Here is a 26,653-nt window from a genome sequence, read left to right as displayed (position 1 = left end):
GGCCGTCTCCCGTGCCATCCTGACGATGTGAACGGACCCGAGATCCACGTCGAAGTCGCCCCCGCCCTGCACCTGTTCGTGCCGCCCGTCCGGCGCGCGGGTGCCGCCGGCCTCAGCACGGACGGCGTCTCGACGCTCGGCCATGTCATCGAGTCCCTCGGCGTCCCGCTCACCGAGGTCGGCGCGTTGGTCGTGGACGGCCGCGAGGTGCCGCCGTCGCACATCCCGGCGTCGGGCGAGCGGGTGGAGGTCCGTGCGGTGCAGCGCCCCCAGCGGGTCCCCGGCGCCCCGCTCCGCTTCCTCCTCGACGTCCACCTCGGCACCCTCGCCCGCCGGCTGCGGCTGCTCGGTGTGGACACGGCGTACGAGTCGACCGACATCGGCGACCCGGCGCTGGCCTCCCGGTCGGCCGCGGAGAAGCGGGTCATGCTCAGCCGCGACCGGGGCCTGCTGCGCCGCCGCGAGCTGTGGGCCGGGGCGTACATCTACAGCACCCGCCCCGACGACCAGCTCCAGGACGTCCTCGACCGCTTCGCCCCCGACCTGCGCCCCTGGACCCGCTGCACCGCATGCAACGGCCTGCTGAAGCAGGCCACCAAGGAAGAAGTGGCCGACCGCCTCAAGGGCGGCACGCAGCGCTCGTACGACGTCTTCGCCCAGTGCACGGAATGCGGCCGCGCCTACTGGAAGGGCGCGCACCACGACCAGCTGGAAGCCATCGTGGAGCGCGCCCTCGCCAATCGGGGCTAGGCCCTGCGGGTGTCCCCCTTCTCGCAGGCCACGCCGTCCCTGTCGCGGTCGAGACCCAGCGGGTCGTCGCCGCCGTTGACCTTGAGGCGGCCGTAGTGGTTCTGCCTCAGCCAGCTGCAGCGGGCTGCGGTCGTCTTCTTCACCTGGGGCGGGAAGACCGTCGGCACGCACACGTTGACCGAGCCGTAGTGCCGGTCGCAGCCCGAGATCGTCGGGCTGACCTTCTGCGACGTCCGCTTCCTGCCCGGCCCGGAGACCTTGCCCGACAGGGAGTCGGCGAAGGAGTGGACGTGCGGGGAGGCGGCCGAGGCGCTGAGCGCGGCCGGTCCCTGCAGGTGCACCCACTTGGCCACCGACGGCACCCCGCCCGCGTCCACCGCGAAGAGCATGTACCAGCCGGGCGGGGCCAGGTCGGGATTGCTCGTCACGTTCAGGTCGACGTTGTTGCCGTCGACGGACAGCGGCAGGTCGACGAAGCGCTGGTTCGGATCGGAGGAGTGGGTGACCGCGGCCGGGCGGATCAGCTCGGCCTTGGCGATGGGCCGGTCGACCGTGATCCGCTGGGTGTCGCCGTACTTCCACTCCTGGTTGATCACCGAGGTGATCGTCGGGCGGGTGCCCTTGTAGAGGTAGGGCGGGGTGTAGATCGACACGTTGTGGTTCCAGGTGCCGTTGCCCGGGTTGTCGCCGGTGGCCATCACCCGGCCGTCGGGGAGGAGGAACGCCGAGGAGTGGTAGCCGCGGGACTCGGGGTCGGCGGCGACGGCCTCGAAGCGGTTGGTGGCCGGGTCGTAGATCGAGGACTCGTACACGGGGTTGGCCCGGTTGTGCAGGGCTCCGCCGGTCTCCAGCACCTTGCCGTCGGGCAGCAGGACGGCGGAGACGTACATCTTGCCCTGGTTGCCGGTCTCGGCGACCTTCCCGTTGCCGAGGTCCACCGTGCCCTGCGGGATCGGCGGGCCGGCGACGTACGACGGGTTCGCCTGCTTGAGGTCGATCAGGTCGGTGAGGCGGTTGGCTTCGGGGTTGGAGTCGATGTTGCCGCCGCCGATGGTGAGGACCTTCTGGTCCTGCGCCGGGGGCAGCAGCACGCTCGCCGACTGGTCCCGCTCGTCCTTGTTCTGCAGTCCCGGGATCTGGGTGACCGTGTTGGCGTCGTAGTCGTAGATCGCCGAGCCGGTGCCGGGGATGTTGTTGCCGAAGACATGGCTGCCCGTGTAGAAGAGGCGGCCGTCCTGCATCAGGACCATCGACGGGTACAGACCCCAGTACGACCAGGTCTGGTTGACCTTCCACAGCGGCAGCCACTGCTGGTCCTTGTCCGACCAGCGCTCGGCGGTCACCGACCCGCTGGAGTCCTCGCGCAGACCGCCGAAGGAGATGACGTCACCGTTGCCCAGCTCGGTCGCCGACGGGTACCAGTGCCCGTCGTTGAGGTCGTTGGTCTTGCTGTAGGTCTCGGTCTGCGGGTCGAAGATGTACGAGTCCTTGAAGCCCTCGTACCCGTGCCCGCCCGCAACCGGGTACGCCTTGTTGCCGCTCATGACGAGGACCCGCCCGTCCTGGAGCTGCACATGGCCCGCGCAGAACATGTCCTTGGGCGTCGGGACGACCTTGTAGGTGCCGTTGGCCGGGTCGTACACCGCCGAGGTGAACGTGCCCGCGTCGAAGTTCTCCTCGCTGTTGCCGGAGCCGGCGATCAGCAGCACCTTGCCGTTGTTGAGGACGACGGAGTGCATGGAGCGGACCGGGTTCTGCGTCGGCAGCACGGACCAGCTTCCGTTGGCGCAGATCTGCTTCGTGGCCGTGCACGACGGGGGTGGGAGCGTGTCCGGGACCTGATCCATGGTGTAGTCGTCGGTGGTCGCCGAACCGGTGCCGTACACCGACACACCCCAGGTGATGCGGTCGGTGCCATTCGGGATCCCCGGCGTGCGGACCGTGGCCTGCGTCCAACTCGACGCCATGTCCAGGGTCTTGAGGTCGGTCCAGTACTGCCAGCCAGCTGTCGTGTCGTGCCGGAACAGGGTGATGGCGGCGTCCGGGGTGGTGGTCTTGTACCAGAGCCCCAGGTCGTACTGCTCGCCCGCCGACACCACCGGCGCGCACGCGGTGGACTCGGTGATCAGCGCCTTGCGGTCACCGTCCACCCGGCGGGTCAGCGTGACCTTCATGGCCTTGGAGCCGGAGTGCGCGTCGGAGGTGGTCTGGAAGCTGAAGTCGTTGTCGCCCCAGCCGGACTTCTCCCAGCAGTACGGCATGTCGTCCGTGCCGGCGGTCTCGAAGCCCGGGTTCTTGACCAGGTTGGCGGCCGCGGCGCTCTGCGGCGAGGTGAGGAGCAGACCGGCGGTCAGGGCCCCCACCCCGACCAGCGCGGTCCGTCTGCGGTGTTTGTTCACACGGCTCTCCTTGCGGTTGTACGGCTGTGCATCACTTCGCGGCCTCCGGAGCGCTCCTACGCCCCCCACGGCGCGGGAGGTAGACCAGCGCTTCGGTCCCGACGAAGCGCAGGACGAACGTCGTCACCAGCGCGAGCGCGGTGGCGGGCAGCACGCCCGTCCCGAACCGGTCGACGAGCAGCGCGATCAGCGGGATGCGCAGCACCAGGTCCGCGTTGGCGAGCAGCGCGAACCTGCCGAGCCGGTCCCACCAGCGGCGGTGCGTGCGCCGGTCGCGGAACAGCAGCTGCTCGATGAGCAGGAAGTTCCAGGCGACGCCGAGCTGGTTGGCGAGGATCTCGGCGGGGACGTAGTGCAGGCCGAGCGCGGTCAGCGCCCACAGTCCGACGAGGTTCGGCACGAAGCCGCTCGCTCCGATCAGCCCGAAGCCGACCATGCGGGCGACCGGTGAGGCGGTGCGCAGCCCGATCAGGTGGCGCAGGAAGCGGAAGCCCTCCTGCGCGGTCGACTTGGACTCTCCCGCGAACCGGTCCTGGAAGACGAACGGCACCTCGGCGACCTGCCGGGGACGGCTGCGTACGGCCAGCTCCAGGAGGATCTTGTAGCCGAGCGGCTTGAGCACGTCGGCGGTGACCGTGCTGCGCCGGATGGCGAAGAAGCCGCTCATCGGGTCGCTGATGCCGTGCAGCCGGCGTGGGAAGAGCGCCTTGGTGAGCCAGGTCGCGGCGCGCGAGACGGCCACCCGGTAGCTGCCGGCGAGTCCGGCCCGGCTGCCGCCCTCGATGTACCGGGAGGCGACGACGAGCCCGGCGTGCGTCCGCTCGCCGGTGGCCACCAACTCCGTTACGAGGGAGGGCGGATGCTGGCAGTCGCCGTCCATGACGACGATCCAGTCCGAGGTTGCCGCCTTCAGTCCCTCGACCACCGCCCCGCCGAGCCCGCCGACCGGCTCCTCGCGGTGCAGCACGGCCACCGGGAACGGGCAGTCCTGCGCGGCCGCGCGGATCACCTCGGGAGTGTCGTCGGTGGAGTCGTCCACGAAGACGACCTCGCAGGGCAGCCGCGCGGGCACCGACTCGGTGATCTGGTGCAGCAACTGCCGGATGTTCGCGGACTCGTTGAAGGTCGGTACGACGATGGTGACGGCACCGGGTTCGGCGACTTCCGCGGCGTCCAGGCCCTGGGCGGGGACCGTGTACTCGTGGCTGCTCATCGCGCGCCTCCCGCGGCTGCCGTCCGGATCTGCCGGATCTCGATGCGGTCGGGGCCGGTGCCGAAGGTGGCGACCGGTTCGGAGTGCTGGATGGCGGCCTTGACGTTGGGCAGGTCCTTGGCGTCGCGGCGGACCGTCGGCGAGGCCACGACGTAGTCGATGTCCCGCCAGCCGTGCGGCATGGTCTTGGTGACGGCCGGGTCGAGGTCGGCCTTGTAGAACCAGATCACGCCGAGCCCGGGCCGGTACCCGGCGTGCACGAGGTCCAGCCAGAGGGCGTCGTCGACCAGGACCCGGGTGGCCTTCGGGTTCTCGACCTCGGTGCTGAGCCAGGCGGAGGCCTGCCGGTAGGGCCTGTTGGCGTCGGCGGTGAGGGCGGTGCGGTCGCCGTCGTACCAGTGCGGTACGACGAAGGCGCCGGCGGCGAGGGCCAGGACGACGGCCAGGGCGTACCGGCCGCCGGTGACGTACCGGTTCTCCGCGTCGGCGCGCCGACGGCGCACGACGGCGTGGGTGACGGAGGCGGCGCCGCCGGCCAGGACCAGGGCGAGGAAGGGCAGCGCGCCGATGATGTACATGGCGGGCAGATAGCCGCCCGGGCGCATGGCCACGGCGGCCAGGATCGCCACGGTCAGGGCGGGTCCGGCGAGGGCGCGGGCGGTGACCGACCAGCGCCAGGTGACGATCAGCAGCAGGGCGCCGGCGAGGCCGCCGAGGGGCAGCACCCGGTCGTAGTACAGCCAGGAGTGCAGGACGCCGTAGGAGCCGGAGGAGGTGTCCATGATGAAGCCCGAACCGGGCCTGGACATCTGGTACTTGATGCCGTCCCAGAGCGAGACGTGCCCGCTGCCCGGGAACAGCTCGCCCTTCAGCAGGGCGAAGAGCGGGTAGGAGAAGCCGATCAGGGCGCAGGCGGTGACGGCTCCGGTGAGGGCGAACTTGCGGGTGTCGCGGTGGCTGTGCCGCCACATGGTGACGAACAGGGCGGGCAGGACGACGAGCATCGTCTCCTTGGTGAGCACGCCCGCGGCGGCCGCGAGGCCCGCGCCGAAGTGGTGCCACAGGTGCCGGCTGGGCGAGGCGGCCAGGCAGAACGCCAGCAGCAGCCACATCACGGCGATGTTGTCGAGGAAGATCTCGCGCTGGAGCACGACGGCCAGTGGGGAGAGCCCGAAGAGGGCCATGCCGAGCCCGGCGGCCCAGCGGGGCAGGGAGAGCCTGCGGCCGAGGACGTACACCAGCACCGCGCTGATGCCGCTGATCACCAGCATCGCGATCCGCATGGAGCCGACGGTCATCGAGCCGGGGCTGATCGCCGAGGGTATCCAGGTGAGCAGGGCTATCTGGAGCCAGCCGAGCGGCGGGTGGTCGTACCAGTAGGTGTAGTGGCCCAGGCCCTTGCCGTGCTGGACGGCCCAGGCCTGGGCGAGGTACGTGCCCTCGTCGTCGCTGAGGGTCGGGTAGTCGGCGATGTTCCAGCCCTGGACGACGAGGATCGTCACGAGCAGCAGACCGCACAGCAGCAGGTCGGAGCGGGAGGAGCGGAGCCGCTCCTGCGGACTTGTCCGGCCGCCCGAACGCTCATCAGGCGCAGGCTTGCGCTGCGCGGGGACCGTCGGAGTGGTCACCGCGGGAAGAGTGGAGGTCACGCAGGAACGTCCTCTCGGATCGGCTCGGCCGCGGTGAGGTGCGCGCCGACGTGCGTGGTCAACTCCCAGTCGTTCCGGCCGCGCTGCTCGCGCCACACGGCGCGGATCGCGGCTCCGGCGAGGAGGACCTGGTAGAAGGGACCGCCCACGACGAGCTTCACGTAGTGGACGAAGCGGACCCTGAGCCCGTACTGCTTGCCGAAGTCGTGCAGTCCGACCACCTCGAAGACGAAGGTGACGGCGGCGGTGACCAGCGGCAGGAAGGTGAGGAAGGCGACCCCTACGGGAACGTCGAGGAAGAGCGCGACGGCCGCGTTCACCGGGATGACCACACCGGAGAAGGCCTGCAGGAACGGGGTCATCAGCGTGTACCGGGCGAGCAACCGCTGCCTGAGCGCAGGCAGTTGCTTCCAGTCCTTCTTCCGGTAGACCTGCAGGAAGCCCTGGTTCCAGCGGGTGCGCTGCTTCAGCAGTGACATCAGCGAGCCGGGGGTCTCCTCACGGGTGACCATGTCGGAGTCGTAGGCGACGACGACCTTCTTGCCGACGCTGGACAGGCGCACGCCCAGGTCGCAGTCCTCGGCGAGGCAGTTGGGGTCCCAGCCGTCCGCTTCCCTGAGGACGTCGGTCCGCACGAAGACGGTGTTGCCGCCGAGCGGGATGAACCCTTTCTGCGCGTGCAGGTGCAGCCGGGAGCGGAACCAGAAGAAGTACTCCAGGCAGTTGCGCAGGCTGTACCAGCTGGAGTGGAAGTTGATGAGCTGGACGCCGCCCTGGACGACGTCCGCCTCCGTGGTCCGGAACGCGTGGTCGACGTGGGCGAGCAGCTCCGGGTGGACCTGGTCCTCGGCGTCGAAGACCCCGACGACGTCACCGCGACAGTGCGGCAGCGCCGTGTTCATGGCCTTGGGCTTGTTCTTCTTCTCGTGCGTGTCGACGACGACACGGACACGCCGGTCGCGCTCCGCCGCCGCCCGGGCCACCTCGGTGGTCTCCGGGTCGTCGTGCCCGACGATCACGATGATCTCGAAGTCGGTGTGCGTGGACTCCAGCAGCCGCTGGATGGTGTGGTCGAGCACGGCCTGCTCGTGCCGGGCCGGCAGGAGCAGCGAGAAGGACAAGTGCTCGTCCCCGTCCGGTCTGCTGAACCGGGTGGAGGCGAGCACCTCGGGCGTGCGCCACGCGTGCATCTGCCACCACAGGGTGAAGGCCGCCATCCAGAACAGAGCCAGCGAGACGGCAGCGATGAAGACAGACGTCAGCAAAAAGATCCCCCCAGATCCCCAATACCCCCAGTGCGCGCAACGGTCGGTGACACCCGTCGCACCGCTGTGGAGAGACTAGGAGGGTTCTGTGAAGCGTGGGAGCTCTTCCGATAAAAAGCGTGTTTCGCAACGGTGGTGCGGGAAGCGGTATCTATCCGAACACCTGCTCACATTTGGGCAGTTCACCGCTTCCGCTCCCCACGCCTCCGTGCCGCTCAGCGGGTGTTCAGCGCCGCACCCAGCCGCTCCGGATCCGTCGTCGGGACGTCACAGGTGAAGTTACGGCAGATGTACGCCGCCGGTTCACCGCCCACGAGCGGACGGTCGGCGAGCAGCGGGAACTCGTCACTGTCCGGAGTCCCGACGGCGACGACGGTGCCCGGCGCGGTGCCGAGCAGGGCCGTACGGTGCAGGGTGCTCGTCCTCTCGTCGGCGAGGGACGGGCCGACGACCGCGACCTCCCGGGGCCCGTCGAGCAGCGCTTCCGCGGCGGCCAGTCCCCACCCGATGAACCGCGGCACCCGCGGTCCGAGCACCTTCACCACACCCAACGCCCTTTCCGCCGCCACCCGATGGGGCTCCGAACCGGTGTGCGCCGCGTAGCTCAGCAGGGCTCCGGCCGCCGCGGTCCAGCCGGACGGGGTGGCGTTGTCGGTGGGGTCCTGGGGCCGGCGGATGAGCCGCTCGGCGTCGGAGGCGGTGTCGTAGAGGGCACCGCTGTCGGGGTCGGTGAAGCGGGCCAGCACATGGTCGAGGAGCAGCCCGGCGAAGTCCAGCCAGACCCCCTCGCCGGTCACGGACGCGAGCGCGAGGAAGCCTTCGGCGACGTCGGCGTAGTCCTCCAGCACGCCCGCGTTCGGGCCCACCCGTCCGTCCTTGCTGGTCCGGGCGAGCCGCGCGTGTTCGTCGAGATGCACCCGCACGAGGAGGTCGGCGGCGCAGACGGCGGCCTCGACGAGGTCGGGCCGTCCGAAGTAGGCGCCGGTCTCGGCGAGCGCGGCGATCGCCAGCCCGTTCCAGGCGGCGACGACCTTGTCGTCGCGTCCGGGGGCGGGCCGCTGCGCGCGCCTCCCCAGGAGGCGCTCCTTGATCGACTCGATCTTCCCGGCCTCGAAGACGCCCTCGGTCTGCGGGAGTTGGAGGACCGACTGCCCGTGCTCGAAGGTGCCCTCCTCGGTCACCCCGAAGTACTGGGCGGCCGGCTCGGCGTCCTCGTCCCCGAGGGCGTCCCGCAGCTGCTCGGGGGTCCACACGTAGTACGCGCCCTCGACGTGCCGTCCGCTCCCGTCGTCACTGTCGGCATCGAGCGCCGAGGAGAACCCGCCCTCGCCGGTGCGCAGTTCACGCACCATGAAGTCGGCGGTCTCCAGGGCGACGCGGCGGGCGAGGTCGGATCCCGTGGCCCGCCACAGGTGCGCGTACACGCGGCACAGCAGGGCGTTGTCGTACAGCATCTTCTCGAAGTGCGGCACGACCCAGTCGCGGTCGACGGAGTAGCGGGCGAACCCGCCGCCGAGCTGGTCGTAGATCCCGCCCCGGGCCATCCGCTCGCAGGTGTCCTGGGCCATCTGCAGGGCGCCCTCGGCGCCGGTACGGGCGTGGTGGCGCAGCAGGAACTCCAGGACCATGGACGGCGGGAACTTCGGCGCACCGCCGAATCCGCCGCGCTGCGGGTCGTACTCGCGGGTGAGCCCGAGGAGCGCCTGGGCGAGGTCCGCCTCCCCGGGAACCCGGTCGGTCTGATAGCCGATCTCCCGCTGGGCGAGATCGCGCACGATCTTCCCGGCGACCTCGCCGACCTCGTCGCGCCGGTCGTCCCAGGCCTGCCGGACACCCTCCAGCACCTGCCGGAAGGAGGGTGTGCCGTGCCGGGGCGCGGGCGGGAAGTAGGTGCCGAAGTAGAAGGGTTCGGCGTCCGGCGTGAGGAACACGGTCATGGGCCAGCCGCCCTGGCCGGTGGCCGCCTGGACGGCCTCCATGTAGACGGCGTCGACGTCCGGGCGCTCCTCGCGGTCGACCTTGACGCTGACGAAGTGCTCGTTGAGGTAGTCGGCGGTGGCCTGGTCCTCGAAGGACTCGTGGGCCATCACATGACACCAGTGGCAGCTGGAGTACCCGACGCTCAACAGAACGGGCTTGCCCGCCTTCCGTGCCGCGTCGAAGGCCTCGGCCGACCAGGGCCACCAGTCGACGGGGTTGTCGGCGTGCTGGAGCAGATACGGAGACGTCTCATGGGCCAGTCGGTTCACCTTCCCACTCTCCCACGGGCTCCGGCACCGCGTAGAAACGCATCGACACCGGGCGCGCCCCCTCCGGGGCGTCCTCGCGGAGGTGGCCGTAGCGGTCGACGAGTGCGTGGTAGTCGCGCATGAAGGCGAGCAGTTCCTCCCTGGTCATCCAGGTGCCGGCGCGCTGGACCTGGGCCCAGCCCTCGGGGCCGCGGTACTCCTGGTGGGCGCGGCGGAAGAGGGCGGTGTCGACCTCGATCTTGAGGTGGGCGAGCTGTTCCGCGGCCGCGTACTCCTCCGGGGACATCGTGGCCGGGTCGGGCGTGGTGTGACTGAAGGGCAGCACCCGCCACCAGCGCTCGCGCCCGCCGGACTTCTCCGGGATCTCCTCGATGAGCCGCTGCTCGGCGAGTTTGCGCAGGTGGTAGCTCGTGGTGCCGGAGCTCTCGCCGAGTTCGCGGGCCAGCACGGTGGAGTTCGCCTCGCCGTGCCGGCCGAGGTAGTCGAGGATCCGGCGGCGCAGGGGGTTGCCGAGGGACTTGTAGAGAGCGGTGCGCTCAAGGCTGGTCATCTCGGGCATGCCGTCGGTCATGCGGCCACCGTAACCCTGAGAACCCTGAGAGGTCCCCGATGTCTGCCGAATTTTCTTTGCAGAACTTTCTCTGCGGTCTACGGTGGGGGCAGACGAAGACGAGACGGGGGCCGCGATGAAGACAACGCTGAAGAAGTGGACGCTGATCCTGCTCGGGACGGGGGCCGTCCTGCTCGTGCCGTGGACAGTGGTGCTCGCCCTGACCCTGCCGGGCAGCACGGAGGTCCGGCACTGGTCACTGGCCTGGATCGGCCTCGACGTCCTCATGGCGACGGGATGCGCCACAACGGCCTTACTCGGCCTGCGCGCTGACCCCCGGGCCCGTCTCACGGCCGCGGCGACGGCGGCGACGGCGGTGTTGGACGCCTGGTTCGACGTGACGACGTCCCGGTCGGGCGGCGACCTGGTGATGGCTCTCGGGTGTGCGGTGGTGGAGACGGCGCTGGCAGGGGCATGCGTGGCCATGGCGTTGTCGGAGCCGCAGAAGCCGGCCGCACACCAGAAGTCGGCCGCACACAAGGGGGTTGCCCCCACGAAACCCACACCCACCCCCTGATCTCCGCCCCTCGCGTTCCCGCCGTCCCCGAAGGACACTCGTAGGCAGAGGAGTTGCCACCGGAGGGGGACGGGACATGCGGGACAGCCACCGGGTGGACGCCGAGCGGCTGCTGGGGCGGGCGGTGGAGGAGGAGGTGCGACGCTCGGGCGGACGGACCGACGGGCAGCTACTCCTGTCGCGGGGGCGCGGTGCGCTGGACGCCATGGCACAGACCGCCGCCGAGGAGTACGAGGCCTACACGCGCGCGCTCGACGAGGCCGACGCCGGCCGCCTCAGCTTCGGCCAGCGCTACGCACGCGAGGGCGCCGGAACAGCCCTGCTGGTGGCGGGCGTCGCCGCGGTGGCCGCCGCCGTCGCCGACCTGTCCCTCGGCACCGGCACGGGTACGGCCGCCAGTGCGGGCGTCGCCGTGGGGGTGGCGGGGGCCGCGGCCACCGTGCTGAAGGTGGCCGGTTCGCATCTGCCCGCCGCCCACCATCGTGCGGGCGCGGCCGGCCAGCCCGGCGGACCGGAGCAGCTGCGGCTGCAGTGGCTGACCGCGCTGGAGGTGCGCGGCATCCGCCCCTTCCTCGACCAGCAGCGGGTGCTCAGCGCCTCCACGGGTCCGAAGAAGTCGAGCGGCCCGGCGCTGCGCGGTGCGGACAAGAGCGCGGCGGCGCGCAGGCGTACGGTGCTGGAGCAGTCGTTCGGTCAACTGCCGGAACCGGACGGCCCGTTCGCGGGACGGCGTCAGGAGCTGGCGCGGATCAGGCAGTGGGCGCAGTCGGCCCGGGCGGCCACCGACACCCGGCCGACAGTGGTCGTGCTGCACGGAGAGCCGGGCTCGGGCCGTACGACGCTCGCGGTCCGTGCGGCGCACGACCTCAGGGATCACTTCCGTGGCGCGGTCGTCGTGGACCTGCGCGGCGGCAGCCGGGAGGAGCCGCCGCTGCCCACCCGGGATGCCCTGCTGCACCTGCTCAACCGGCTCGGCGCGCCCCGCGAGCAGCTGCTGTTCCGCGAGCGCTCCTCCCCCGACCAGCAGGTCAAGCGGCTCGGCGAGCTGTACCACCGGCATCTGGCCGGGCTGCCGGTGACGATCGTGCTGGACGACGCCTCGGACCCGGAGCAGGTGCGCGCGCTGGTGCCGGAGCACTCCGACAGCCTGGTCCTGGTCACCGCCCGCACCCCGCTGGAGCTGCCCGCGGACCTGGTGGCCTGGGTGCACCATCTGCCGGTGGAGGCGCTGGACGCGGCGGGTGCCGAGGAGTTGCTGGGCGCGGCCGCGCAGGACGCGTCGGGGCCGTACGACGCCGAATCCACCGACCGGATCCGGCAGTTGTGCGGGGGCCTGCCGCTGGCGCTGCGTGTCGCGGGCTCGTCGCTCGGCCCGCGCTCGCCGCGGCAGCTGGCCACGGACCTCGGCGCGTACGGCCCGGTGGAGCCGGTGGAGCGGGTGCTGTGGCTGCGCTACACCGACCAGTCGGAGACGGCGCGCCGGCTGCTGAGGAGGCTGGCACTGGCCGGTCGGGCCTCGTTGGGCGCGGCGGCGGCCGCCGCCCTGCTGGCCACCGACGAACCGGAGGCGACCCGGCATCTGGCCGCGCTCGCCCGGGCCGGTCTGATCGACCATGTGCGCGGCAGCCGCTACCGGCTGCACGACCTGGTGCGTGCCTTCGCGCAGGCCCGGCTGCTGGACGAGGAGGACCCGGCCGAGCGCACGGCCGCGCAGGAGCGGCTGATCGTGAACTACGCGGAGCTGGCCGACTCGGTGCTGCGGCTCGTCGACGGCAACATGTCGACGCGCTCGGACCGGTTCGGCCCGCACGGCTTCACCTCGCTGGACGAGGCACTGCGCTGGCTGGACGACGAGTCCAGCTTCATCACGGCGGCCCTGCGGCACGCGGAGGGCGTGAACCAGGCGGCCGTGCTGAACCTGCTCGGTGCCCTGTGCGACTACTGCCTGCTGCGCGGGGACCTGTACCGGCTGGGCGAGATCAGCGAGTTGGCCCAGGCCGTCGACGAGGGGCTGCTGGTGCGTTCCGTGCAGTGGCGCACCGGTATCGCGGCCCGCCACCTGGGCGAGCTGGACAAGGCGCGCACCACGCTCGCCTCGGTCGTGGACCTCTACCGGGAGGCGCACCACGACGCGGGTGCCGCCCGCGCCCTGTGCTCCCTCGGGATCACCCTGCACCACCAGGGCAACCTCACGGAGGCGGCCGCCAAGCTCCAGGAGGCCCTGGATCTGCAGGCGGCCGAGGAGCTGGCGACGGACCGGGCCTGGACGATGCACGCGCTGGCGGCGGTCCAGCGCGACCGCGCCCGGCTGTCGGAGGCCCTGGACCTGCTCACCCGCTCCCTGGTCCTGCATCGCGAGGGCGGCTCCCTGCACGGCGAGGCCTGGGCCCACTTCCAGCTCGGCCAGCTGGCCCTGCGGATGGGTGACGTGCCGCGCGCGGATACGGAGCTGCGGGCCGCCCTGGAGCGGTACGGCCGTACGCACGACGCGCGCGGCGAGGCCTGGGCGCTGACCCAGCTGGCCCGGGCGCGGCTGGTCGACGGCGATGCGTCCCCCGCCGTGGAGGGGCTGCGCCAGGCGGCGGCCAGGCACCGGGAGAACGAGGACGCGCGCGGCGAGGCCTGGACGCTGTACTACCTCGGCCAGGCTCTGGAGGAGACGGGCGAGCTGGACCTGGCGGTCCGCGATCTCGAACGCTCCCGGCAGATGTTCTCCCGGATGCGCGACGTCTACGGCCTGGCCTGCGCCCGGCACCACTCCGCCCGGGCCACCCGGGACCAGCGGGCCGCGCAGACCGGCTCGCTGCGCAACTCGGGCTTCGCCCGCCAGCTGCTCGTGGACGCCCGTGCCGACTTCCAGCGCATCGGCGTCGCCCACGGCGAGGCCTGGACCTGCCTGGAGCTGGCGGTGGTGGACGCGGGCAACGCCCGGATCCCGCAGGCGCTGGCCCTGTGCGACGAGGCGCTGACCCTGTTCACGTCCTACGGCGACCGGCGCGGCGAGGACTGGGCCCGCTTCCTGCGCTGCACCCTGCTGCCGTACGCGGCGCCGGGCGGGGTGGACGTGGGTACGGCCGTCGCCCAGGAGGAGCTGGCCCAGCTGGCCCGGGCCACGCATCCGCTGCGGGACGAGAAGCTGGCCGAGTGGGTGCCGGCCTACGCCCTGCTGCTGGAGCGGGGCGTGAGCCTGGAGGCGGGCTGGCAGGCCTGGCGGCTGCGCATGACGCCGGACCGCCACGCCCGGGAGGTGATGGGGGTGGCGGTTCCGGCCGGGCGCTGAGCGGTCAGCCCCGCTGTTCCGTGGAGTCGGCCGTCTTCTCGGCCCCGGCGTCCGGGGACTCCATGAAGGCGACCTTCTGCATGTGCTTGTTCATCGACTTCATCAGACCCCACACGGCCAGGGCCATCACCGCGAAGACGATGAAGCCGAGGACGCCGGGGGTGACCTTGTTCTCGTCGACCTCCTTGGCGAGGGGGACGAGGTGCGTCAGTGCCAGGCTTGCGCTCATGTCAGGCATTGTCGCGGATGCCCGCGAAGAGGTCGTCCTCGGGGAGGGAGGTGTCGACGAGCGACTTCGACAGCTCGTACTCCTCCGTCGGCCAGACCGCCTTCTGCAGCTCCAGCGGCACCTTGAACCAGCCGCCGTCGGGGTCGATCTGCGTGGCGTGGGCGATCAGTGCCTTGTCGCGGATCTCGAAGAAGTCCGCGCACGGGATGTGCGTGGTCAGCGTGCGCTCGGCGCGCTCGAACTCCTTCCAGCGCTTGAGCCACTCCCCGTAGGGCGAGTCCAGGCCGCGGTCGAGCATCGCCTGGTGCAGGGCCTCGGTGCGGGGGCGGTTGAAGCCCTGGTTGTAGTAGAGCTTGAGCGGCTGACAGGCCGGGCCGTACTCGCTCTCGGGGTACTTCTCGGTGTCCGACGCGCCCTCGAACGCCACCATCGAGATCTTGTGGGTCATGATGTGGTCGGGGTGCGGGTAGCCGCCGTTCTCGTCGTAGGTGGTGATCACCTGCGGGCGGAACGAGCGGATCTTCCGGACGAGCTCACCGGCCGCCTTGTCGATGTCCTCCAGGGCGAAACAGCCCTCGGGCAGCGGGGGCAGCGGGTCGCCCTCGGGCAGGCCGGAGTCGACGAAGCCGAGCCACTCCTGCTTGATCCCGAGGATCTCGCGGGCCTCGTCCATCTCCTTCTTGCGTACCTCGTGGATGTGCTCCTCGATGTACTTGTCGCCCTGCAGCTTGGGATTGAGGATGGACCCGCGCTCTCCGCCCGTGCAGGTCACCACCAGCACCTCCACCCCCTCGGACACGTACTTCGCCATGGTCGCCGCGCCCTTGCTCGACTCGTCGTCGGGGTGCGCGTGCACGGCCATCAGTCGCAGCTGGTCAGTCAAGACTCGATCCTCGTATGTCGGCGCCCCCGCGTCTTGGGGTGCGTTCGGCGGCTTCTATAGTGACCGAATCGGGGGGCGAATAATTCCGCGGAGAGGACGATCATGAGCACGGCGAGCGCGCGGCTGCCCGAGGGCCGCTACGGCCGTTCCTCGGACGAGCGTGCCGACCGCAAGCTCAAGATCACTGGGTCGGTGCTGGGCGCGGCCCTGCTCGCACTGGTCGGTTACTTCGCCTACCACTACGTCGCGGAGAACGAGATCAGCGCCCAGGTGATCACCTTCCAGGCCTCGGACGCCGCGGTCAAGGTGCATCTGGAGGTCCACAAGGACTCAGGTGTCGACGGCTACTGCACCCTGCGCTCCCAGTCGGCGGACGGTGCCGAGGTGGGCCGGGCGGACTTCCGCTTCACGGGTTCGGCCACGCGCATCGACAAGGTCGTCACGCTCCGTACGACGTCCAAGGGGACGACGGCCGAGCTGCTCGGCTGCCATACCGGTTGATCCTTCACTCGCAATGCATACGCCCTGAGCTGCATTGATGAGATTCTGATGGCTTATGTCCTCCCCCTTCAGCCATTGAATTGTTAGGCTCGTGGTTTCGCCCATCCAAGAAGGAACATTCTTCTGGGTAGGGCGATGCTTTGTATTCCCAGTACCGACGAGGAGCACCCTGTGACCCAGACCAGCGAGAACGTCACCTGGCTGACCCAGGAGGCGTACAACAAGCTCAAGGACGAGCTTGAGTACCTTACTGGTCCTGCGCGCACGGAGATCGCCGCCAAGATCGCGGCCGCGCGCGAGGAGGGCGACCTGCGCGAGAACGGCGGGTACCACGCTGCCAAGGAGGAGCAGGGCAAGCAGGAGCTGCGTGTGCGCCAGCTGACCCAGCTTCTGGAGAACGCCCAGGTGGGCGAGGCTCCGGCCTCCGCAGACGGTGCCGTCACGCCCGGCATGGTCGTCACGATCGCCTTCGACGGTGACGAGGACGACACGATGACGTTCCTGCTCGCCTCCCGCGAGTACGCGAGCGCCGACATCGAGACGTACTCGCCGCAGTCCCCGCTGGGTTCCGGCGTGATCGGCCACAAGGTCGGCGAGGACGCGGAGTACGAGCTGCCGAACGGCAAGAAGGCCTCGGTGCGGATCCTGAAGGCCGACCCGTACTCGGGCTGATCCCACCCACCGCTTCGCCTCGCGCCCCCGGCGTCCGCGTGACACCGGGGGCGCAGCCATGTCGTCAGGCGGTCGCCGAGCGGTACTTGCGGACGGCCAGGGTGCGGAAGACGACGACGATCAGCACCGAGTAGAGCAGCGAGGCCCAGACAGGGTGCTGCATGGGCCAGGCCGTCGAGTCGGACTGGCCGGGGCTGCCGAACAGCACCCGGGCCGCCTGGACGGTGGCGCTGAACGGGTTCCACTCCGCGACGTGGCGCAGCCACGGGGTCATGTTGCTGGTGTCGACGAACGCGTTCGATATGAAGGTCACCGGGAAGAGCCAGATCAGTCCGCCGGAGGTGGCCGCCTCCGGGGTGCGGACGGTCAGGCCGATCAGGGCGCCGATCCAGGTGAACGCGTAACCGAGCAGGAGCAGCAGGCCGAAGGCCGCGAGGACCCGGCCGGCGTCGGTGTCGTGAAAGGTCCCGACCCGCCAGCCCACCACAAGCGCGACGACGGCGAGGACCAGCAGGGTGAGGGCCGTCTGGACCAGGTCGGCGAGGGTGCGGCCGGTGAGCACCGCGCCGCGCGCCATGGGCAGGGAGCGGAAGCGGTCGATGAGGCCCTTGTGCATGTCGTCGGCGATGCCGGCGCCGGAGCTGGCGGTGGCGAAGGTGACCGTCTGCGCGAAGATGCCGGCCATCAGGAAGTTCTTGTAGTCGATCGCGCTGGTGCTGCCGTCGATCTTCATGGAGCCGCCGAACACGTAGGTGAACAGCACCACGAACATGATGGGCTGTATCAGCCCGAAGATCAGCATTTCGGGGATCCGGGACATCCGGATCAGGTTGCGCTTGGCGACGATCAGCGAGTCACGCAGGGACCGGCCGATGGGGTTGCCGGGAGCCGCGACACGCACGGCGTCGGTGACGGCACTCACTTCACGGCCTCCTTGCCGTTCGTCTCGTGCTGGTCGGCGGTCTCGGCCACGTGTCCGGTCAGGGACAGGAAGACGTCGTCGAGGGTGGGGCGGCGCAGCCCTATGTCGTCCATCTCGATCCCGCGGGCGTCCAGCTCCCGGATGACCTCGGCGAGCAGCTTGGCGCCGCCCGTGACGGGGACGGTGAGCCTGCGGGTGTGCTCCTCGACCGTGGTCTCGCCCTTGCCGAAGCCCCGCAGGACCTCGAGGGCGCTCCGGATGTGCTCGCGCTCGTGCACCACGACCTCGACCCGCTCGCCGCCGGTGCGGGCCTTGAGCTGGTCGGAGGTGCCCTTGGCGATGACCCGGCCGTGGTCGACGACCGCGATGTCGTGGGCGAGATGGTCGGCCTCTTCCAGATACTGCGTGGTCAGCAGCAACGTCGTACCGCCGGAGACGAGCTGTTTGATGACCTCCCACAGCTGCTGACGGTTGCGCGGGTCGAGGCCGGTGGTCGGCTCGTCCATGAACATCACGGGCGGTGAGACCACGAGGGCGGCGGCGAGGTCGAGCCGACGGCGCATGCCCCCGGAGTAGGTCTTGGCGGGGCGGTCGGCGGCGTCGGCGAGGTTGAACTGCTCGAGCAGTTCGGATGCGCGCTGTCTGGCCGCCCGGGCCCTCATCTGGTAGAGCTGCCCCACCATCTGCAGGTTCTCCCGGCCGGTCAGGTATTCGTCGACCGCCGCGAACTGGCCGGACAGACCTATGGAGCGGCGCACGGTGTCGGGGTGCCTGAGGACGTCCACCCCCGCGACGACCGCCCGGCCGCTGTCGGGGCGCAGCAGTGTGGTCAGGCATCGCACCGTCGTCGTCTTGCCGGCGCCGTTCGGCCCGAGCAGGCCGAGGACCGTGCCCTCGGGGACATCGAGGTCGACGCCGTCCAGTGCCCTTACGTCGCCGAAGGTCTTCACCAGACCTTCGGCATAGATGGCGCCTGGCATGTGAGTCTCCACGTCGTCGGGGATCGTTCGGGAAGAGGTGGGGGGTTGCGGAAAAGGCTAGGTTTGTCCGCTCGGCGCCGCCTGTGGTTTTCCACCAGGGGCTTTCCGCGCGCGAACCGGCGGACAGACGGCCGACGGGCCGGCAGCCACGCGACACACCATAACGCGATGTATCGCGTCCCTCAATCGTTTTCCCCGAACGAGTGACCGCCCCCTCCAGGCTCCGGCCGGCCTCAGTCGATGACCGTGTAGCCCGCCTCGCGCAGGGCCTGTCCGACCTCGGCGCAGTGCGCCGGCCCCTTCGTCTCGAGGTGCAGCTCCACCTCCGCCTCGGTGAGCCCGAGCCGGGGATCGGTGCGTACGTGACTCACGTCGAGGACGTTGGCGTCGACCGCCGACAACACCCCGAGGAGCGTGGCGAGGGCGCCCGGACGGTCGGTCAGCCGCAGCCGGACGGCGAGGTAGCGGCCCTGTGCCGCCATGCCGTGGCGCAGCACCCGCTGCAGCAGCACCGGGTCGACGTTGCCGCCGGACAGCACCGCGACGACCGGGCCGGGGAAGGCACCGGGCTCGCCGAGCAGGGCCGCGACCGGGCTCGCCCCGGCCGGTTCCACGACGAGCTTGGCCCGCTCCAGGCACAACAGCAGCGCGGCCGACAGCTGGTCCTCGCTGACCGTGCGCACCTCGTCCACCAGTTGCTCGATGATCCCGAACGGCACGAGGCCGGGCCGCCCCACCCTGATGCCGTCGGCCATCGTCGCCGGGTTCTCCACCGACACCGGACGGCCGGCGGCGAGCGAGGGCGGGTAGGCCGCGGCGCCCTCCGCCTGCACCCCGACGATCCGGACGTCCGGCCGCAGCGCCTTCACCGCGACCGCGATGCCGGCCGCGAGCCCGCCGCCGCCGATACCGACGACGATCGTGCGCACCTCCGGGCACTGCTCCAGGATCTCCAGGCCGACCGTGCCCTGACCGGCGATGACGTCCGGGTGGTCGAAGGGGTGGATGAACACCGCACCCGTCTTCTCCGCGTACTCCTGGGCGGCGGCCAGCGTCTCGTCGACCACCTGGCCGTGCAGGCGCACCTCGGCGCCGTAGTCCCGGGTCGCGCTGATCTTCGGCAGCGGGGCGCCCTTCGGCATGAACACGGTGGCGTGCACCCCGAGCAGCGCGGAGGCGAGCGCCACTCCCTGCGCGTGGTTCCCGGCGCTCGCGGCCACCACCCCGGCGGCACGTTCCTCCGGCAGCAGACCGGCGATCCGGACGTAGGCGCCGCGCAGCTTGAACGAGCCGGTCCGCTGCAGGTTCTCGCACTTGAGGTGCACCGGCGCGCCGACCAGCTGGGACAGGTGGCGGCTGCCCTCCATCGCCGTCACACGTGCCACACCGGAGAGCATCTTCTGGGCTCCGCGCACATCGTCGAGGGTGACGGAACGCAAGGAGTCAGCCGTGCCGTAGCTCATGACTCAAGTCTCGCAGTTCACGGTCGCACACGGCGGGTGTGACCAAGCTCCGAGACCGGTTTGGTCCGCGCCGGTACGGCCCGCCCCCGGGCCGCGTACCCTGTCCCCCAACCCAGCCAGCCCTTCATGAAGCGAGCCCCCGGCCATGCCCACAACACCTGAAATGTCGATGGACATGACGACCGTCGGTGACACCGGTCTTCTCGACACCCTCCAGCACGAGGTGGCGGTGTTCGCCCGCCGTGCCGAACAGACCCGGCTCGGCGGCGTCGGACAGGTGCGCAACTCCATGGACCGCGCCGCGTACCTGCTGCTCAACCGCCTCGACAAGGAAGGCCCGATGGGCGTCAAGGCGCTCGCCGCGAGCATGGGGATCGACTCCTCCACGGTCACCCGGCAGGTGGCCCCCCTGGTCGACACCGGGCTCGTCAAGCGCACCTCGCACCCGGAGGACGGGCGGGCGGTGGTGCTCCAGCTCTCGCCGCGCGGGTCCTCGCGGCTGGAGGAAGTGCGCTCGTCGCGGCGTCAGTTGATGGCCGAGCTGACACACGACTGGGCGCCGGAGGAGCGCGAGCAGTTCTGCACGCTCCTCACGCGCTTCAACACCGCGCTCTCCTCGCGGATGGCGGTCCAGGTGCCGTCCTCGGAGCAGCCGCCGGCGTCCTGAGGCCGGCCGCACTGGTGCGGTCCCAAGTCTTGACCTTGGGCCGTCGCTGGCCTCATATGAGACCGGGTCCTGCGTCGTGCGCGGTTCGCCTGTCCCGTACCGGACAGGACCTCCTCAGGGGGGAGGCGCGGTGCGTGATCGGCAGGCATCCCGTGCTGCCCGTCGGGCCCGGGAGTTCGAGGCGTTCGTCGCGGGCGCGGCAGGACGGCTGCTGCACACGGCCACGCTGCTCACCGCGGAGGCGCCGGACGCCAACCCGCGCGCGCGGCGCCTGCTGACGCTGGCGCTCGCCCACACCTACGCCGGCTGGGACCGGCTGCACGGCGACGACCCCTACGACTGCGCCCGCCAGTACCTCGCCACCCGATTCCAGCGCGGGGCCTGGCACCAATACGGCGCCGTCGGCCGTGCCCGGCCGCATCCGCGCAGCCCGCTCGTCGAGCTGAACCCGCAGGAACGGCTGGTCCTGGTGCTACGGATGTACGAGGGAGTCGCCGAGGAACAGGCGGCGGCCCTGCTCGGCCTGCCGGTCGAGCGGGTGCACTCGATCTGCGACCGGGCCACGGCCACCGTGCTGCATCCGGCGCCGGTGTCGCCCGCCCCGCGCGCGGCGAGGGCGACACCGTCCTGGGCCTCCCGGCCCGCCGGGAGGCCCAGGTGAACCGTCCCCAGCGGGAGGCCGCCGTACGGCAGATCCTGGAGCAGACCCCGGCACCCCTGCCGCCGGACCTGTACGGCGAGGCGGTGCGCCGCGGCGACCGCATGCTGCGCCACCGGCGGCTCGCGCGCCGCGTGTGGTGGCTGCTGTTGTGCGCCGCGGCGGTGGCGTTCACCGTCTGGGCGGTGCACGTCCAACCCTGGGTGGAGCCGCCCTCGCAGACGACTCCACCGATCACCGGCTGGTGACCCGGGACTAGCCGAGGGCTTGCTGCAGGTCCTCCAGCAGGTCGTCGACGTTCTCGATGCCCACGGACAGGCGCACCAGGTCGGCGGGGACCTCCAGGGCGGAGCCGGCCGCGGAGGCGTGCGTCATGCGGCCCGGGTGCTCGATGAGCGACTCGACACCGCCGAGCGACTCGCCGAGGGTGAACACCTTGGCGCGGTTGCACACCTCGACGGCGGCCTCCTCGCCGCCGTCGACCTGGAAGGACACCATGCCGCCGAACGCCTTCATCTGCTTGGCGGCGACCTCGTGGCCGGCGTGCTCGGGCAGACCCGGGTACAGGACGCGGGTCACGCGCGGGTGCCGGGTCAGCATGTCGGCGATCCGCGTGGCGTTCTCGCTGTGCCGGTCCATGCGCACCGCGAGGGTCTTGGTGCCGCGCAGCACCAGCCAGGAGTCGAAGGGGCCGGCGACGGCGCCCATCGCGTTCTGGTGGTAGGCGAGCTCCTCGCCCAGCGTCTGGTCGGAGACGATCAGCGCACCGCCGACCACGTCCGAGTGACCGCCCATGTACTTGGTGAGGGAGTGCACGACGACGTCCGCCCCGAGCGACAGCGGCTGCTGGAGGTAGGGCGTGGCGAAGGTGTTGTCGACGACGAGCTTGGCACCGGCGTCGTGGGCGATCTGGGCGACGGTGGCGATGTCGGTGATGCCGAGCAGCGGGTTGGAGGGTGTCTCCACCCACACGGCCTTGGTCTTCGGGGTGATGGCGGCCCGCACGGAGGCGGGGTCGCTGGTGTCGGCGACGGACCACTCCACGCCCCACCGGCTGACGACCTTGGCGAAGAGGCGGAAGGTGCCGCCGTAGGCGTCGTTCGGGATCACGACGTGGTCGCCGGGGCTGAGCAGCGTGCGCAGCAGGGTGTCCTCGGCCGCGAGGCCGGACGCGAACGCGAGGCCGCGGCGGCCGCCCTCCAGCGCGGCGAGGTTCTCCTCCAGGGCGGTCCTGGTCGGGTTGGCGCTACGGCTGTACTCGTAGCCACCGCGCAGGCCGCCGACGCCGTCCTGCTTGTAGGTCGAGACCTGGTAGATCGGCGGGACGACCGCGCCGGTGAGGGGATCCGCGGTGTTGCCCGCGTGGATCGCGAGAGTCTCGAAGTGCTGACTGATGTGCCTGTCGCTCATGTCCACCGAGCGTAGTGCGCCTGACCGGATGCTGGCGTCCGCACCCGGGCATCGAGGTTTTCCACAGGCCCGGCGGGCGGGGTTGGCCAATTGTCGGCGGCGTCTGGTTCGCTGGAGTCATGTCGATTCTCTGGCTGCTCATGGCGCTGGTCCTGCTGAGCTTCGTGCTGCTCCCGGTCATCCGGCGCAGGCGCGGGGCCATCGGGCTGGTGCCCCCGGGCCACCCGGACGCCGCCGACCCGGCGGCCTACGGCTTCGTGCGCCAGGAGGAGCTGGACCTGCGGATGCCCGGCCCCGACCAGGACCTGCTGGACGTCCTGGAGCTGGTGCAGCGCACGCAGGACTACCGTGCGGCGGCCCAGCTGTTGGCCGGCACGGAGGCCGAGGGCGAGGCGCGCTGGCAGCGGGTGCAGGCCTTCGCCGGTGCGGCGGCGCTGGAGCTGAAGCAGCGGCCGGGCGGGGTGCACGAGACGCCGGGCGGGCAGTGGCTCAGGGTGTGGCGGGCCGAGCAGCCCAAGGACGCGGGCGGCGCGGCGGTGCACGCCGAGTTCCTGGTGCAGCAGGCGTGGCGGACGTCGACGCCGGGCACGGACGACTTCCGCATCGTCATGGAGGAGGCCAGGCAGGCCTGCGCGCAGGCGGCGCTGTCGGCCCCCGGCGACCCGGTGCCGTACATCGTCGAGCTGTCCGTCGCCCGCGGCCTCGCCTATCCGCAGCCCGAGTTCGAGAAGCTGTGGCTGAACATCATGGACCGCGCGCCGGACCACATGGGCGCGCACCTGGCCGCGCTGCACTACTGGTGCGAGAAGTGGCACGGCTCGCGCGAGTTGGCGTACGCGTTCGCCGAGGCAGCGGCGGCCCGCGCACCCGAGGGCTCGCTGCTCGCCGCGCTGCCGCTGTTCGCGGTCTTCGAGCACCTCCCCGAGGTGAACCTGGTCGCGAGTCTCTACCAGAGCGAGGTCGTCACCAAGGCGATGCACGGCGCGCTGCACGCGGTGCACACGGCCCGCCCCGACGACCCGATGCTCGCGCACGTCCGTCATCTGCTGCTCTTCTTCCTGGTCCGCGCCGAGCGCTGGGCGGAGGCCATGGACCAGCTGATACACGTCGACGGCCATGTGGGCGCGCTGCCCTGGACGCTGTCCGACGACCCGGCCGCCGCGTTCGCCGTCCACCGCGCGCTGGCGGTGGCCGGCTACGAGGCCAACGGAGGCAGCCCGGCGACCCTGCCCGGCTGAGCTGCCGAGCCTTGGATCTAGTGGATTGCCCTGCTGACCTGCGGTAGGGCATACTCCGCATGCTCCGAGTTTGCTCTTGCTTTGCCTTGAGCCGGCTCCGGATGTGCTCCGAGTCCCCCCACACTCACCGGCAGCACCGTGACCCGGTGTTTGCCATGTCCATGTCTCTGGGTCCTGTGGGGGGATCTGCCCGATGGGCGCAACTCTGCGCGCGCTGCGCGCCCTGTTCCTGCTGTTCGGCTTCTATCTGCTGAGCCTGCTGCTGCTCGCGGTGCTGGTCGGTGTCGACGTCGCCGCCTTCGGCGGGGGGCTGCACGGCCCGGCCGCCATCAAACTCTTCATCGTCACCGCGGTGCTCGCCGTCCCTGTCGTACGCGGCATGTTCATGCTGCGCACGCCCCGGGGCGAGGAGCCGGCCGGCATCCCGGTCACCGAGGCCGACGAGCCCCGGCTGTGGGCACTGGTCCGGGACCTCGCGGCGGCGACCGGCACCCGCGCCCCCGACCGGATCCTGCTCACCGCCGACGTCAACGCGGCCGTCAGCGAGGAGTCCCGGCTGCTCGGCCTGCTCCCCGGCCCGCGCCGCCTCTACCTCGGCGTACCGCTGCTGACCGGTCTGACCGAGGCGCAGCTGCGCGGCGTACTCGCCCACGAGTACGGCCACTTCACCAGCGGCGACACCCGGCTGTCCGCGCTCGTGGTGCGCGGCCGGGTGCAGATCGCCCGGGTCATCGGGCAGTTCCACGCCAAGGCCGACGGCAAGGTGGCCGCCGAGCGCGCCCGCCAGGAGCAGGCCTCCGCGAAGCGGGTCGCGAAGGGCAAGAAGGCGAAGCAGATCGACACCGCCGGTGCCGGGGCGACGTACCGGACGATGGCGAAGATCTACACCGCCTACGGCAAGCTCTACCTGCGCGCCTCCCTGTCCACGGCCCGCGCCCAGGAGTACGCGGCCGACCTGGCCGCCGCCCGGATCGCCGGGCGCGACGCGACCGCCTCGGCGCTGCGCGAGATCCCCGCGCTGGCCGCCTCCCACGACTTCTACCTCGACTCCTACGCCACCCTGGGCCTGCCGGTACGGCTGCTGCCGCCGCACGGTGAGTTCTTCGGCGGCTTCGGCCGGCTGCTGACCGCCCGCGATCAGGAGCTGGCGGAGCTGCGGGCCGACCTGCCGACCGAGCCCGCCTCGCCGTACGACTCCCATCCGCCGATCGCCGAGCGGGTGCGCCGGATCGAGGCGCTGCCCGCCGACGGGCGCGGCGAGGACGAAGGCACGGCCCTCGCCCTGCTCACCGACCCGCCGCGCACCCTGGCCGCGCTGGAGGACGCCGTCCTGACGGACGAGGTGCTCGCCTTCGGGCGCACCGCAAGGTGGCAGGCGCTGCTGGAGGCCTCCATGGCCGAGGGCATGTCCTCCGTGCGCACCCCGCTGCACGGGGCGCTCGCCGACTACACCGGGCGGCCGGCGACGCTGTCCGCACTGCTGGAGGTCATCGACGACGGCCGGCTGTGGCGGGTGGCGGAGCGGCTGCCGCTGTCCGAGGAGGCGTCAGCGGCGAAGGGCCGGGCCTTCCGTGAGTTCGTACGGCCCCGGCTGCGCAACTCGCTGCGGACGATGGTGCTGGCCGAGTTCAGCGCCCGTTCACTGCTGCACTGGGAGTTCTCCTGGTCCCACGCGGCCACCGTCCGGCTGCCCGGCTGGACGTCGGAGAACACACCGGACGACGGCCCCGAGGCCGCGCTCGACGCGGCGGTGGAGGCGGCGCTCGCCGACCACCCCGACACCGCACCGCTGCGGGCACTGCTGCCACCAGTGGCGCCCCAGCCCGCGTGAACGGCAGCACCCCCGCGCCGTAGCCGCCCCTGCGCGCCTTGGCCGCCCAACGCCCGCCGCCCCTGCGCCACTCCCCCCTCGACTCCCCCTCGACGAAACGGACCGCACCCTCCCATGACCGTGCTTCTCTGGATCCTGGCCGTCCTGGCCGTCCCCACGCTGATCTTCGTGGTGTGGATCGCCGGGGTGTTCCTCAAGGAGTTCTTCAACCCGAGCCCCGACGACGGCACCGAGGCCGCACAGGCCGCCGAGAAGCTCGGACTGCTGGCCGCCGAACGACAGGGCATGGACTACCCCGCCCAGCTGCCCGCCGACTGGGCCGCCGCCCTCGACGCCGTGCGCCGCGCTGACTGGGAGCCCGCCGCGGAGGTGCTGCGCACCATCGGCCGGGACTGGGAGCGCCGTACGACGCTCATCGGCCACCTGGCCACGCTCGCGGCCAAGGACGACGAGTGGCTGCTGGCCTGGGAGGCCGCGCGCCCCGAGGACCCGGACGCGGCCGTGGTCCGAGCGCAGAGCACGGTGTACCTCGCCTGGGAGCTGCGGGGTGCGAAGAAGGCCAAGTACACGACGCAGGAACAGTTCCAGGGCTTCCACCGGACGCTGGTGGGCGCACGCGAGGAGATCGCGCGGGCGGCGGCCCTCAACCCCGAGGACCCCACGCCCCACGTCGCGGAGATCTGGGTGGCGCTCGGTCTCGGGTACGCGAACGCCGAGATGGACAAGCTCTGGGCGGAGATCAAGACCCGCGCCCCGCACCACTTCGGGGCCCACTTCTCCGCTCTCCAGTACTGGTGCGCGAAGTGGCGGGGTTCGCAGCAGCTGGCGTTCGACTTCGCCGAGCGTGCGGCCGCCGAGGCGCCGCTGGGCAGCCTGCTGACGGCGCTGCCGCTCATCGCGCACTTCGAGCACGACGAGTCGACCGACACCGAGGCCGACAACACGCCCGAGATGGTGGCCAGGGTGGACGCGGGCCTCGCGGACGCGGCGGCCGCCGACCCCACCCACCCGGGCCTGGCACAGCTGCGCCACCTGCTGGCGTTCTACCTCCACCTCCAGGACCGGCACGAGGCGGCACTGGAGCAGTTCAAGCTGGTCGACGGCCATGTGGAAGCGCTGCCGTGGAGCTACCGGGGCGACGGCGCGGCGGCGTACTACTGCCAGGTCCGCAACGACACCGTGCGGGCGGTGACGGCGGAGGCCTGACCGGAATGCGGCGGAGGCACGGGCCGTTGGACCACGTGCCAGGCCGGCCTCCGCCTTCCAG

The 26,653-nt window shown here is 71.3% G+C and carries 23 protein-coding genes; 11 read left to right on the top strand and 12 right to left on the bottom strand.

Annotated features, from left to right (window positions below):
* Nucleotides 1–27 precede the first annotated feature (27 nt).
* Nucleotides 28–750: a Mut7-C RNAse domain-containing protein gene (locus ACIF83_RS39740; protein WP_393468238.1), complete on the top strand. Its 723-nt coding sequence runs from the start codon at nucleotides 28–30 to the stop codon at nucleotides 748–750.
* Here ACIF83_RS39740 and ACIF83_RS39735 read toward each other — a convergent pair.
* The 6 genes from ACIF83_RS39735 to ACIF83_RS39710 form a co-directional block, all read right to left on the bottom strand.
* On the bottom strand, nucleotides 747–3,149 hold the full coding sequence (locus tag ACIF83_RS39735) for a galactose oxidase-like domain-containing protein (protein WP_399734636.1): 2,403 nt from the start codon (nucleotides 3,147–3,149) through the stop codon (nucleotides 747–749). The two genes, ACIF83_RS39740 and ACIF83_RS39735, sit on opposite strands and share 4 nt — an antisense overlap.
* A 31-nt stretch (nucleotides 3,150–3,180) precedes the next feature.
* Nucleotides 3,181–4,362, bottom strand: coding sequence for a glycosyltransferase (locus tag ACIF83_RS39730; protein WP_399734633.1), 1,182 nt, complete (start codon nucleotides 4,360–4,362; stop codon nucleotides 3,181–3,183).
* Nucleotides 4,359–6,011: an ArnT family glycosyltransferase gene (locus tag ACIF83_RS39725; RefSeq protein ID WP_399734630.1), complete on the bottom strand. Its 1,653-nt coding sequence runs from the start codon at nucleotides 6,009–6,011 to the stop codon at nucleotides 4,359–4,361. The genes ACIF83_RS39730 and ACIF83_RS39725 overlap by 4 nt, the downstream gene beginning before the upstream one ends.
* On the bottom strand, nucleotides 6,008–7,276 hold the full coding sequence (locus ACIF83_RS39720; protein WP_399734627.1) for a glycosyltransferase: 1,269 nt from the start codon (nucleotides 7,274–7,276) through the stop codon (nucleotides 6,008–6,010). The genes ACIF83_RS39725 and ACIF83_RS39720 overlap by 4 nt, the downstream gene beginning before the upstream one ends.
* A 215-nt stretch (nucleotides 7,277–7,491) precedes the next feature.
* Nucleotides 7,492–9,525: a thioredoxin domain-containing protein gene (locus ACIF83_RS39715; RefSeq protein WP_399734624.1), complete on the bottom strand. Its 2,034-nt coding sequence runs from the start codon at nucleotides 9,523–9,525 to the stop codon at nucleotides 7,492–7,494.
* Complete coding sequence (locus ACIF83_RS39710; RefSeq protein WP_393468221.1) at nucleotides 9,506–10,096, bottom strand: ArsR/SmtB family transcription factor; 591 nt, start codon at nucleotides 10,094–10,096, stop codon at nucleotides 9,506–9,508. The genes ACIF83_RS39715 and ACIF83_RS39710 overlap by 20 nt, the downstream gene beginning before the upstream one ends.
* A gap of 115 nt (nucleotides 10,097–10,211) precedes the next feature.
* Between ACIF83_RS39710 and ACIF83_RS39705 the strand changes: the two genes are divergently transcribed.
* The gene (locus ACIF83_RS39705; protein WP_393468218.1) at nucleotides 10,212–10,652 is read left to right on the top strand and encodes a hypothetical protein; all 441 of its coding nucleotides are present in this window, start codon (nucleotides 10,212–10,214) and stop codon (nucleotides 10,650–10,652) included.
* A 76-nt stretch (nucleotides 10,653–10,728) separates the two neighbouring features.
* A complete protein-coding gene (locus tag ACIF83_RS39700; protein WP_399734621.1) occupies nucleotides 10,729–13,932 on the top strand; it encodes a tetratricopeptide repeat protein in 3,204 nt (1,067 codons plus the stop codon).
* 4 nt (nucleotides 13,933–13,936) lie between these two features.
* Here ACIF83_RS39700 and ACIF83_RS39695 read toward each other — a convergent pair whose 3' ends face one another.
* Together ACIF83_RS39695 and mca are read right to left on the bottom strand one after the other, a co-directional pair.
* A complete protein-coding gene (locus ACIF83_RS39695) occupies nucleotides 13,937–14,161 on the bottom strand; it encodes a hypothetical protein (protein WP_393468216.1) in 225 nt (74 codons plus the stop codon).
* 1 nt (nucleotide 14,162) lies between these two features.
* Nucleotides 14,163–15,044, bottom strand: coding sequence for a mycothiol conjugate amidase Mca (gene mca / locus ACIF83_RS39690; protein ID WP_393468213.1), 882 nt, complete (start codon nucleotides 15,042–15,044; stop codon nucleotides 14,163–14,165).
* 102 nt (nucleotides 15,045–15,146) lie between these two features.
* Here mca and ACIF83_RS39685 point away from each other — a divergent pair, with 102 nt between their 5' ends.
* Together ACIF83_RS39685 and greA are read left to right on the top strand one after the other, a co-directional pair.
* Nucleotides 15,147–15,545: a DUF4307 domain-containing protein gene (locus tag ACIF83_RS39685; protein ID WP_393468211.1), complete on the top strand. Its 399-nt coding sequence runs from the start codon at nucleotides 15,147–15,149 to the stop codon at nucleotides 15,543–15,545.
* 171 nt (nucleotides 15,546–15,716) lie between these two features.
* Nucleotides 15,717–16,217, top strand: coding sequence for a transcription elongation factor GreA (gene greA / locus ACIF83_RS39680; protein ID WP_393468208.1), 501 nt, complete (start codon nucleotides 15,717–15,719; stop codon nucleotides 16,215–16,217).
* A gap of 64 nt (nucleotides 16,218–16,281) precedes the next feature.
* Here the strand turns inward: greA and ACIF83_RS39675 are convergent, their stop codons facing one another.
* From ACIF83_RS39675 to ilvA, 3 genes are all read right to left on the bottom strand, one after another.
* Complete coding sequence (locus tag ACIF83_RS39675) at nucleotides 16,282–17,139, bottom strand: ABC transporter permease (protein WP_398137092.1); 858 nt, start codon at nucleotides 17,137–17,139, stop codon at nucleotides 16,282–16,284.
* Nucleotides 17,136–18,119 carry an ATP-binding cassette domain-containing protein gene (locus ACIF83_RS39670; protein WP_399734615.1) on the bottom strand — a complete coding sequence of 328 codons (984 nt, stop codon included), beginning with the start codon at nucleotides 18,117–18,119 and terminating at the stop codon, nucleotides 17,136–17,138. Before ACIF83_RS39670 ends, ACIF83_RS39675 begins: the two co-directional genes overlap by 4 nt.
* Before the next feature lie 233 nt (nucleotides 18,120–18,352).
* Nucleotides 18,353–19,582: a threonine ammonia-lyase gene (gene ilvA, locus ACIF83_RS39665; protein WP_393468199.1), complete on the bottom strand. Its 1,230-nt coding sequence runs from the start codon at nucleotides 19,580–19,582 to the stop codon at nucleotides 18,353–18,355.
* A gap of 163 nt (nucleotides 19,583–19,745) precedes the next feature.
* Between ilvA and ACIF83_RS39660 the strand changes: the two genes are divergently transcribed.
* From ACIF83_RS39660 to ACIF83_RS39650, 3 genes are all read left to right on the top strand, one after another.
* On the top strand, nucleotides 19,746–20,249 hold the full coding sequence (locus ACIF83_RS39660) for a MarR family winged helix-turn-helix transcriptional regulator (protein ID WP_386579380.1): 504 nt from the start codon (nucleotides 19,746–19,748) through the stop codon (nucleotides 20,247–20,249).
* A 130-nt stretch (nucleotides 20,250–20,379) separates the two neighbouring features.
* Nucleotides 20,380–20,910: a sigma factor-like helix-turn-helix DNA-binding protein gene (locus ACIF83_RS39655; RefSeq protein WP_398137090.1), complete on the top strand. Its 531-nt coding sequence runs from the start codon at nucleotides 20,380–20,382 to the stop codon at nucleotides 20,908–20,910.
* Nucleotides 20,907–21,155, top strand: a complete 249-nt coding sequence (locus ACIF83_RS39650; RefSeq protein WP_393468194.1) for a hypothetical protein — start codon at nucleotides 20,907–20,909, stop codon at nucleotides 21,153–21,155. The genes ACIF83_RS39655 and ACIF83_RS39650 overlap by 4 nt, the downstream gene beginning before the upstream one ends.
* Nucleotides 21,156–21,162: 7 nt before the next feature.
* On the opposite strand, the gene ACIF83_RS39645 is transcribed toward ACIF83_RS39650, so the two are convergent.
* Nucleotides 21,163–22,317, bottom strand: a complete 1,155-nt coding sequence (locus tag ACIF83_RS39645; RefSeq protein ID WP_399734610.1) for a cystathionine gamma-synthase — start codon at nucleotides 22,315–22,317, stop codon at nucleotides 21,163–21,165.
* 119 nt (nucleotides 22,318–22,436) lie between these two features.
* On the opposite strand from ACIF83_RS39645, the gene ACIF83_RS39640 reads away from it, so the two are divergent.
* From ACIF83_RS39640 to ACIF83_RS39630, 3 genes are all read left to right on the top strand, one after another.
* Nucleotides 22,437–23,555, top strand: a complete 1,119-nt coding sequence (locus ACIF83_RS39640; protein WP_399734607.1) for a hypothetical protein — start codon at nucleotides 22,437–22,439, stop codon at nucleotides 23,553–23,555.
* A gap of 193 nt (nucleotides 23,556–23,748) precedes the next feature.
* Nucleotides 23,749–25,386: a M48 family metallopeptidase gene (locus tag ACIF83_RS39635; protein WP_399734604.1), complete on the top strand. Its 1,638-nt coding sequence runs from the start codon at nucleotides 23,749–23,751 to the stop codon at nucleotides 25,384–25,386.
* Between the two features lie 114 nt (nucleotides 25,387–25,500).
* Entirely contained in the window at nucleotides 25,501–26,592 is a 1,092-nt protein-coding gene (locus tag ACIF83_RS39630; RefSeq protein ID WP_399734602.1) for a hypothetical protein, read from the top strand.
* The last annotated feature ends 61 nt before the right edge of the window (nucleotides 26,593–26,653 follow it).

It is taken from the genome of Streptomyces sp. NPDC085866, assembly GCF_044541035.1.
Lineage (GTDB): Bacteria > Actinomycetota > Actinomycetes > Streptomycetales > Streptomycetaceae > Streptomyces.
This window is presented reverse-complemented; position numbering and strand designations above follow the sequence as displayed.

Excerpts from the sequence above, each read along its gene's own strand:
- ACIF83_RS39730 (WP_399734633.1), bottom strand. The coding sequence starts at position 4,362 with ATGAGCAGCCACGAGTACACGGTCCCCGCCCAGGGCCTGGACGCCGCG.
- ACIF83_RS39710 (WP_393468221.1), bottom strand. The coding sequence starts at position 10,096 with ATGACCGACGGCATGCCCGAGATGACCAGCCTTGAGCGCACCGCTCTC.
- ACIF83_RS39705 (WP_393468218.1), top strand. The coding sequence starts at position 10,212 with ATGAAGACAACGCTGAAGAAGTGGACGCTGATCCTGCTCGGGACGGGG.
- ACIF83_RS39700 (WP_399734621.1), top strand. The coding sequence starts at position 10,729 with ATGCGGGACAGCCACCGGGTGGACGCCGAGCGGCTGCTGGGGCGGGCG.
- ACIF83_RS39695 (WP_393468216.1), bottom strand. The coding sequence starts at position 14,161 with ATGAGCGCAAGCCTGGCACTGACGCACCTCGTCCCCCTCGCCAAGGAG.
- ACIF83_RS39685 (WP_393468211.1), top strand. The coding sequence starts at position 15,147 with ATGAGCACGGCGAGCGCGCGGCTGCCCGAGGGCCGCTACGGCCGTTCC.
- ACIF83_RS39670 (WP_399734615.1), bottom strand. The coding sequence starts at position 18,119 with ATGCCAGGCGCCATCTATGCCGAAGGTCTGGTGAAGACCTTCGGCGAC.
- ilvA (WP_393468199.1), bottom strand. The coding sequence starts at position 19,582 with ATGAGCTACGGCACGGCTGACTCCTTGCGTTCCGTCACCCTCGACGAT.
- ACIF83_RS39660 (WP_386579380.1), top strand. The coding sequence starts at position 19,746 with ATGTCGATGGACATGACGACCGTCGGTGACACCGGTCTTCTCGACACC.
- ACIF83_RS39645 (WP_399734610.1), bottom strand. The coding sequence starts at position 22,317 with ATGAGCGACAGGCACATCAGTCAGCACTTCGAGACTCTCGCGATCCAC.
- ACIF83_RS39640 (WP_399734607.1), top strand. The coding sequence starts at position 22,437 with ATGTCGATTCTCTGGCTGCTCATGGCGCTGGTCCTGCTGAGCTTCGTG.
- ACIF83_RS39635 (WP_399734604.1), top strand. The coding sequence starts at position 23,749 with ATGGGCGCAACTCTGCGCGCGCTGCGCGCCCTGTTCCTGCTGTTCGGC.
- ACIF83_RS39630 (WP_399734602.1), top strand. The coding sequence starts at position 25,501 with ATGACCGTGCTTCTCTGGATCCTGGCCGTCCTGGCCGTCCCCACGCTG.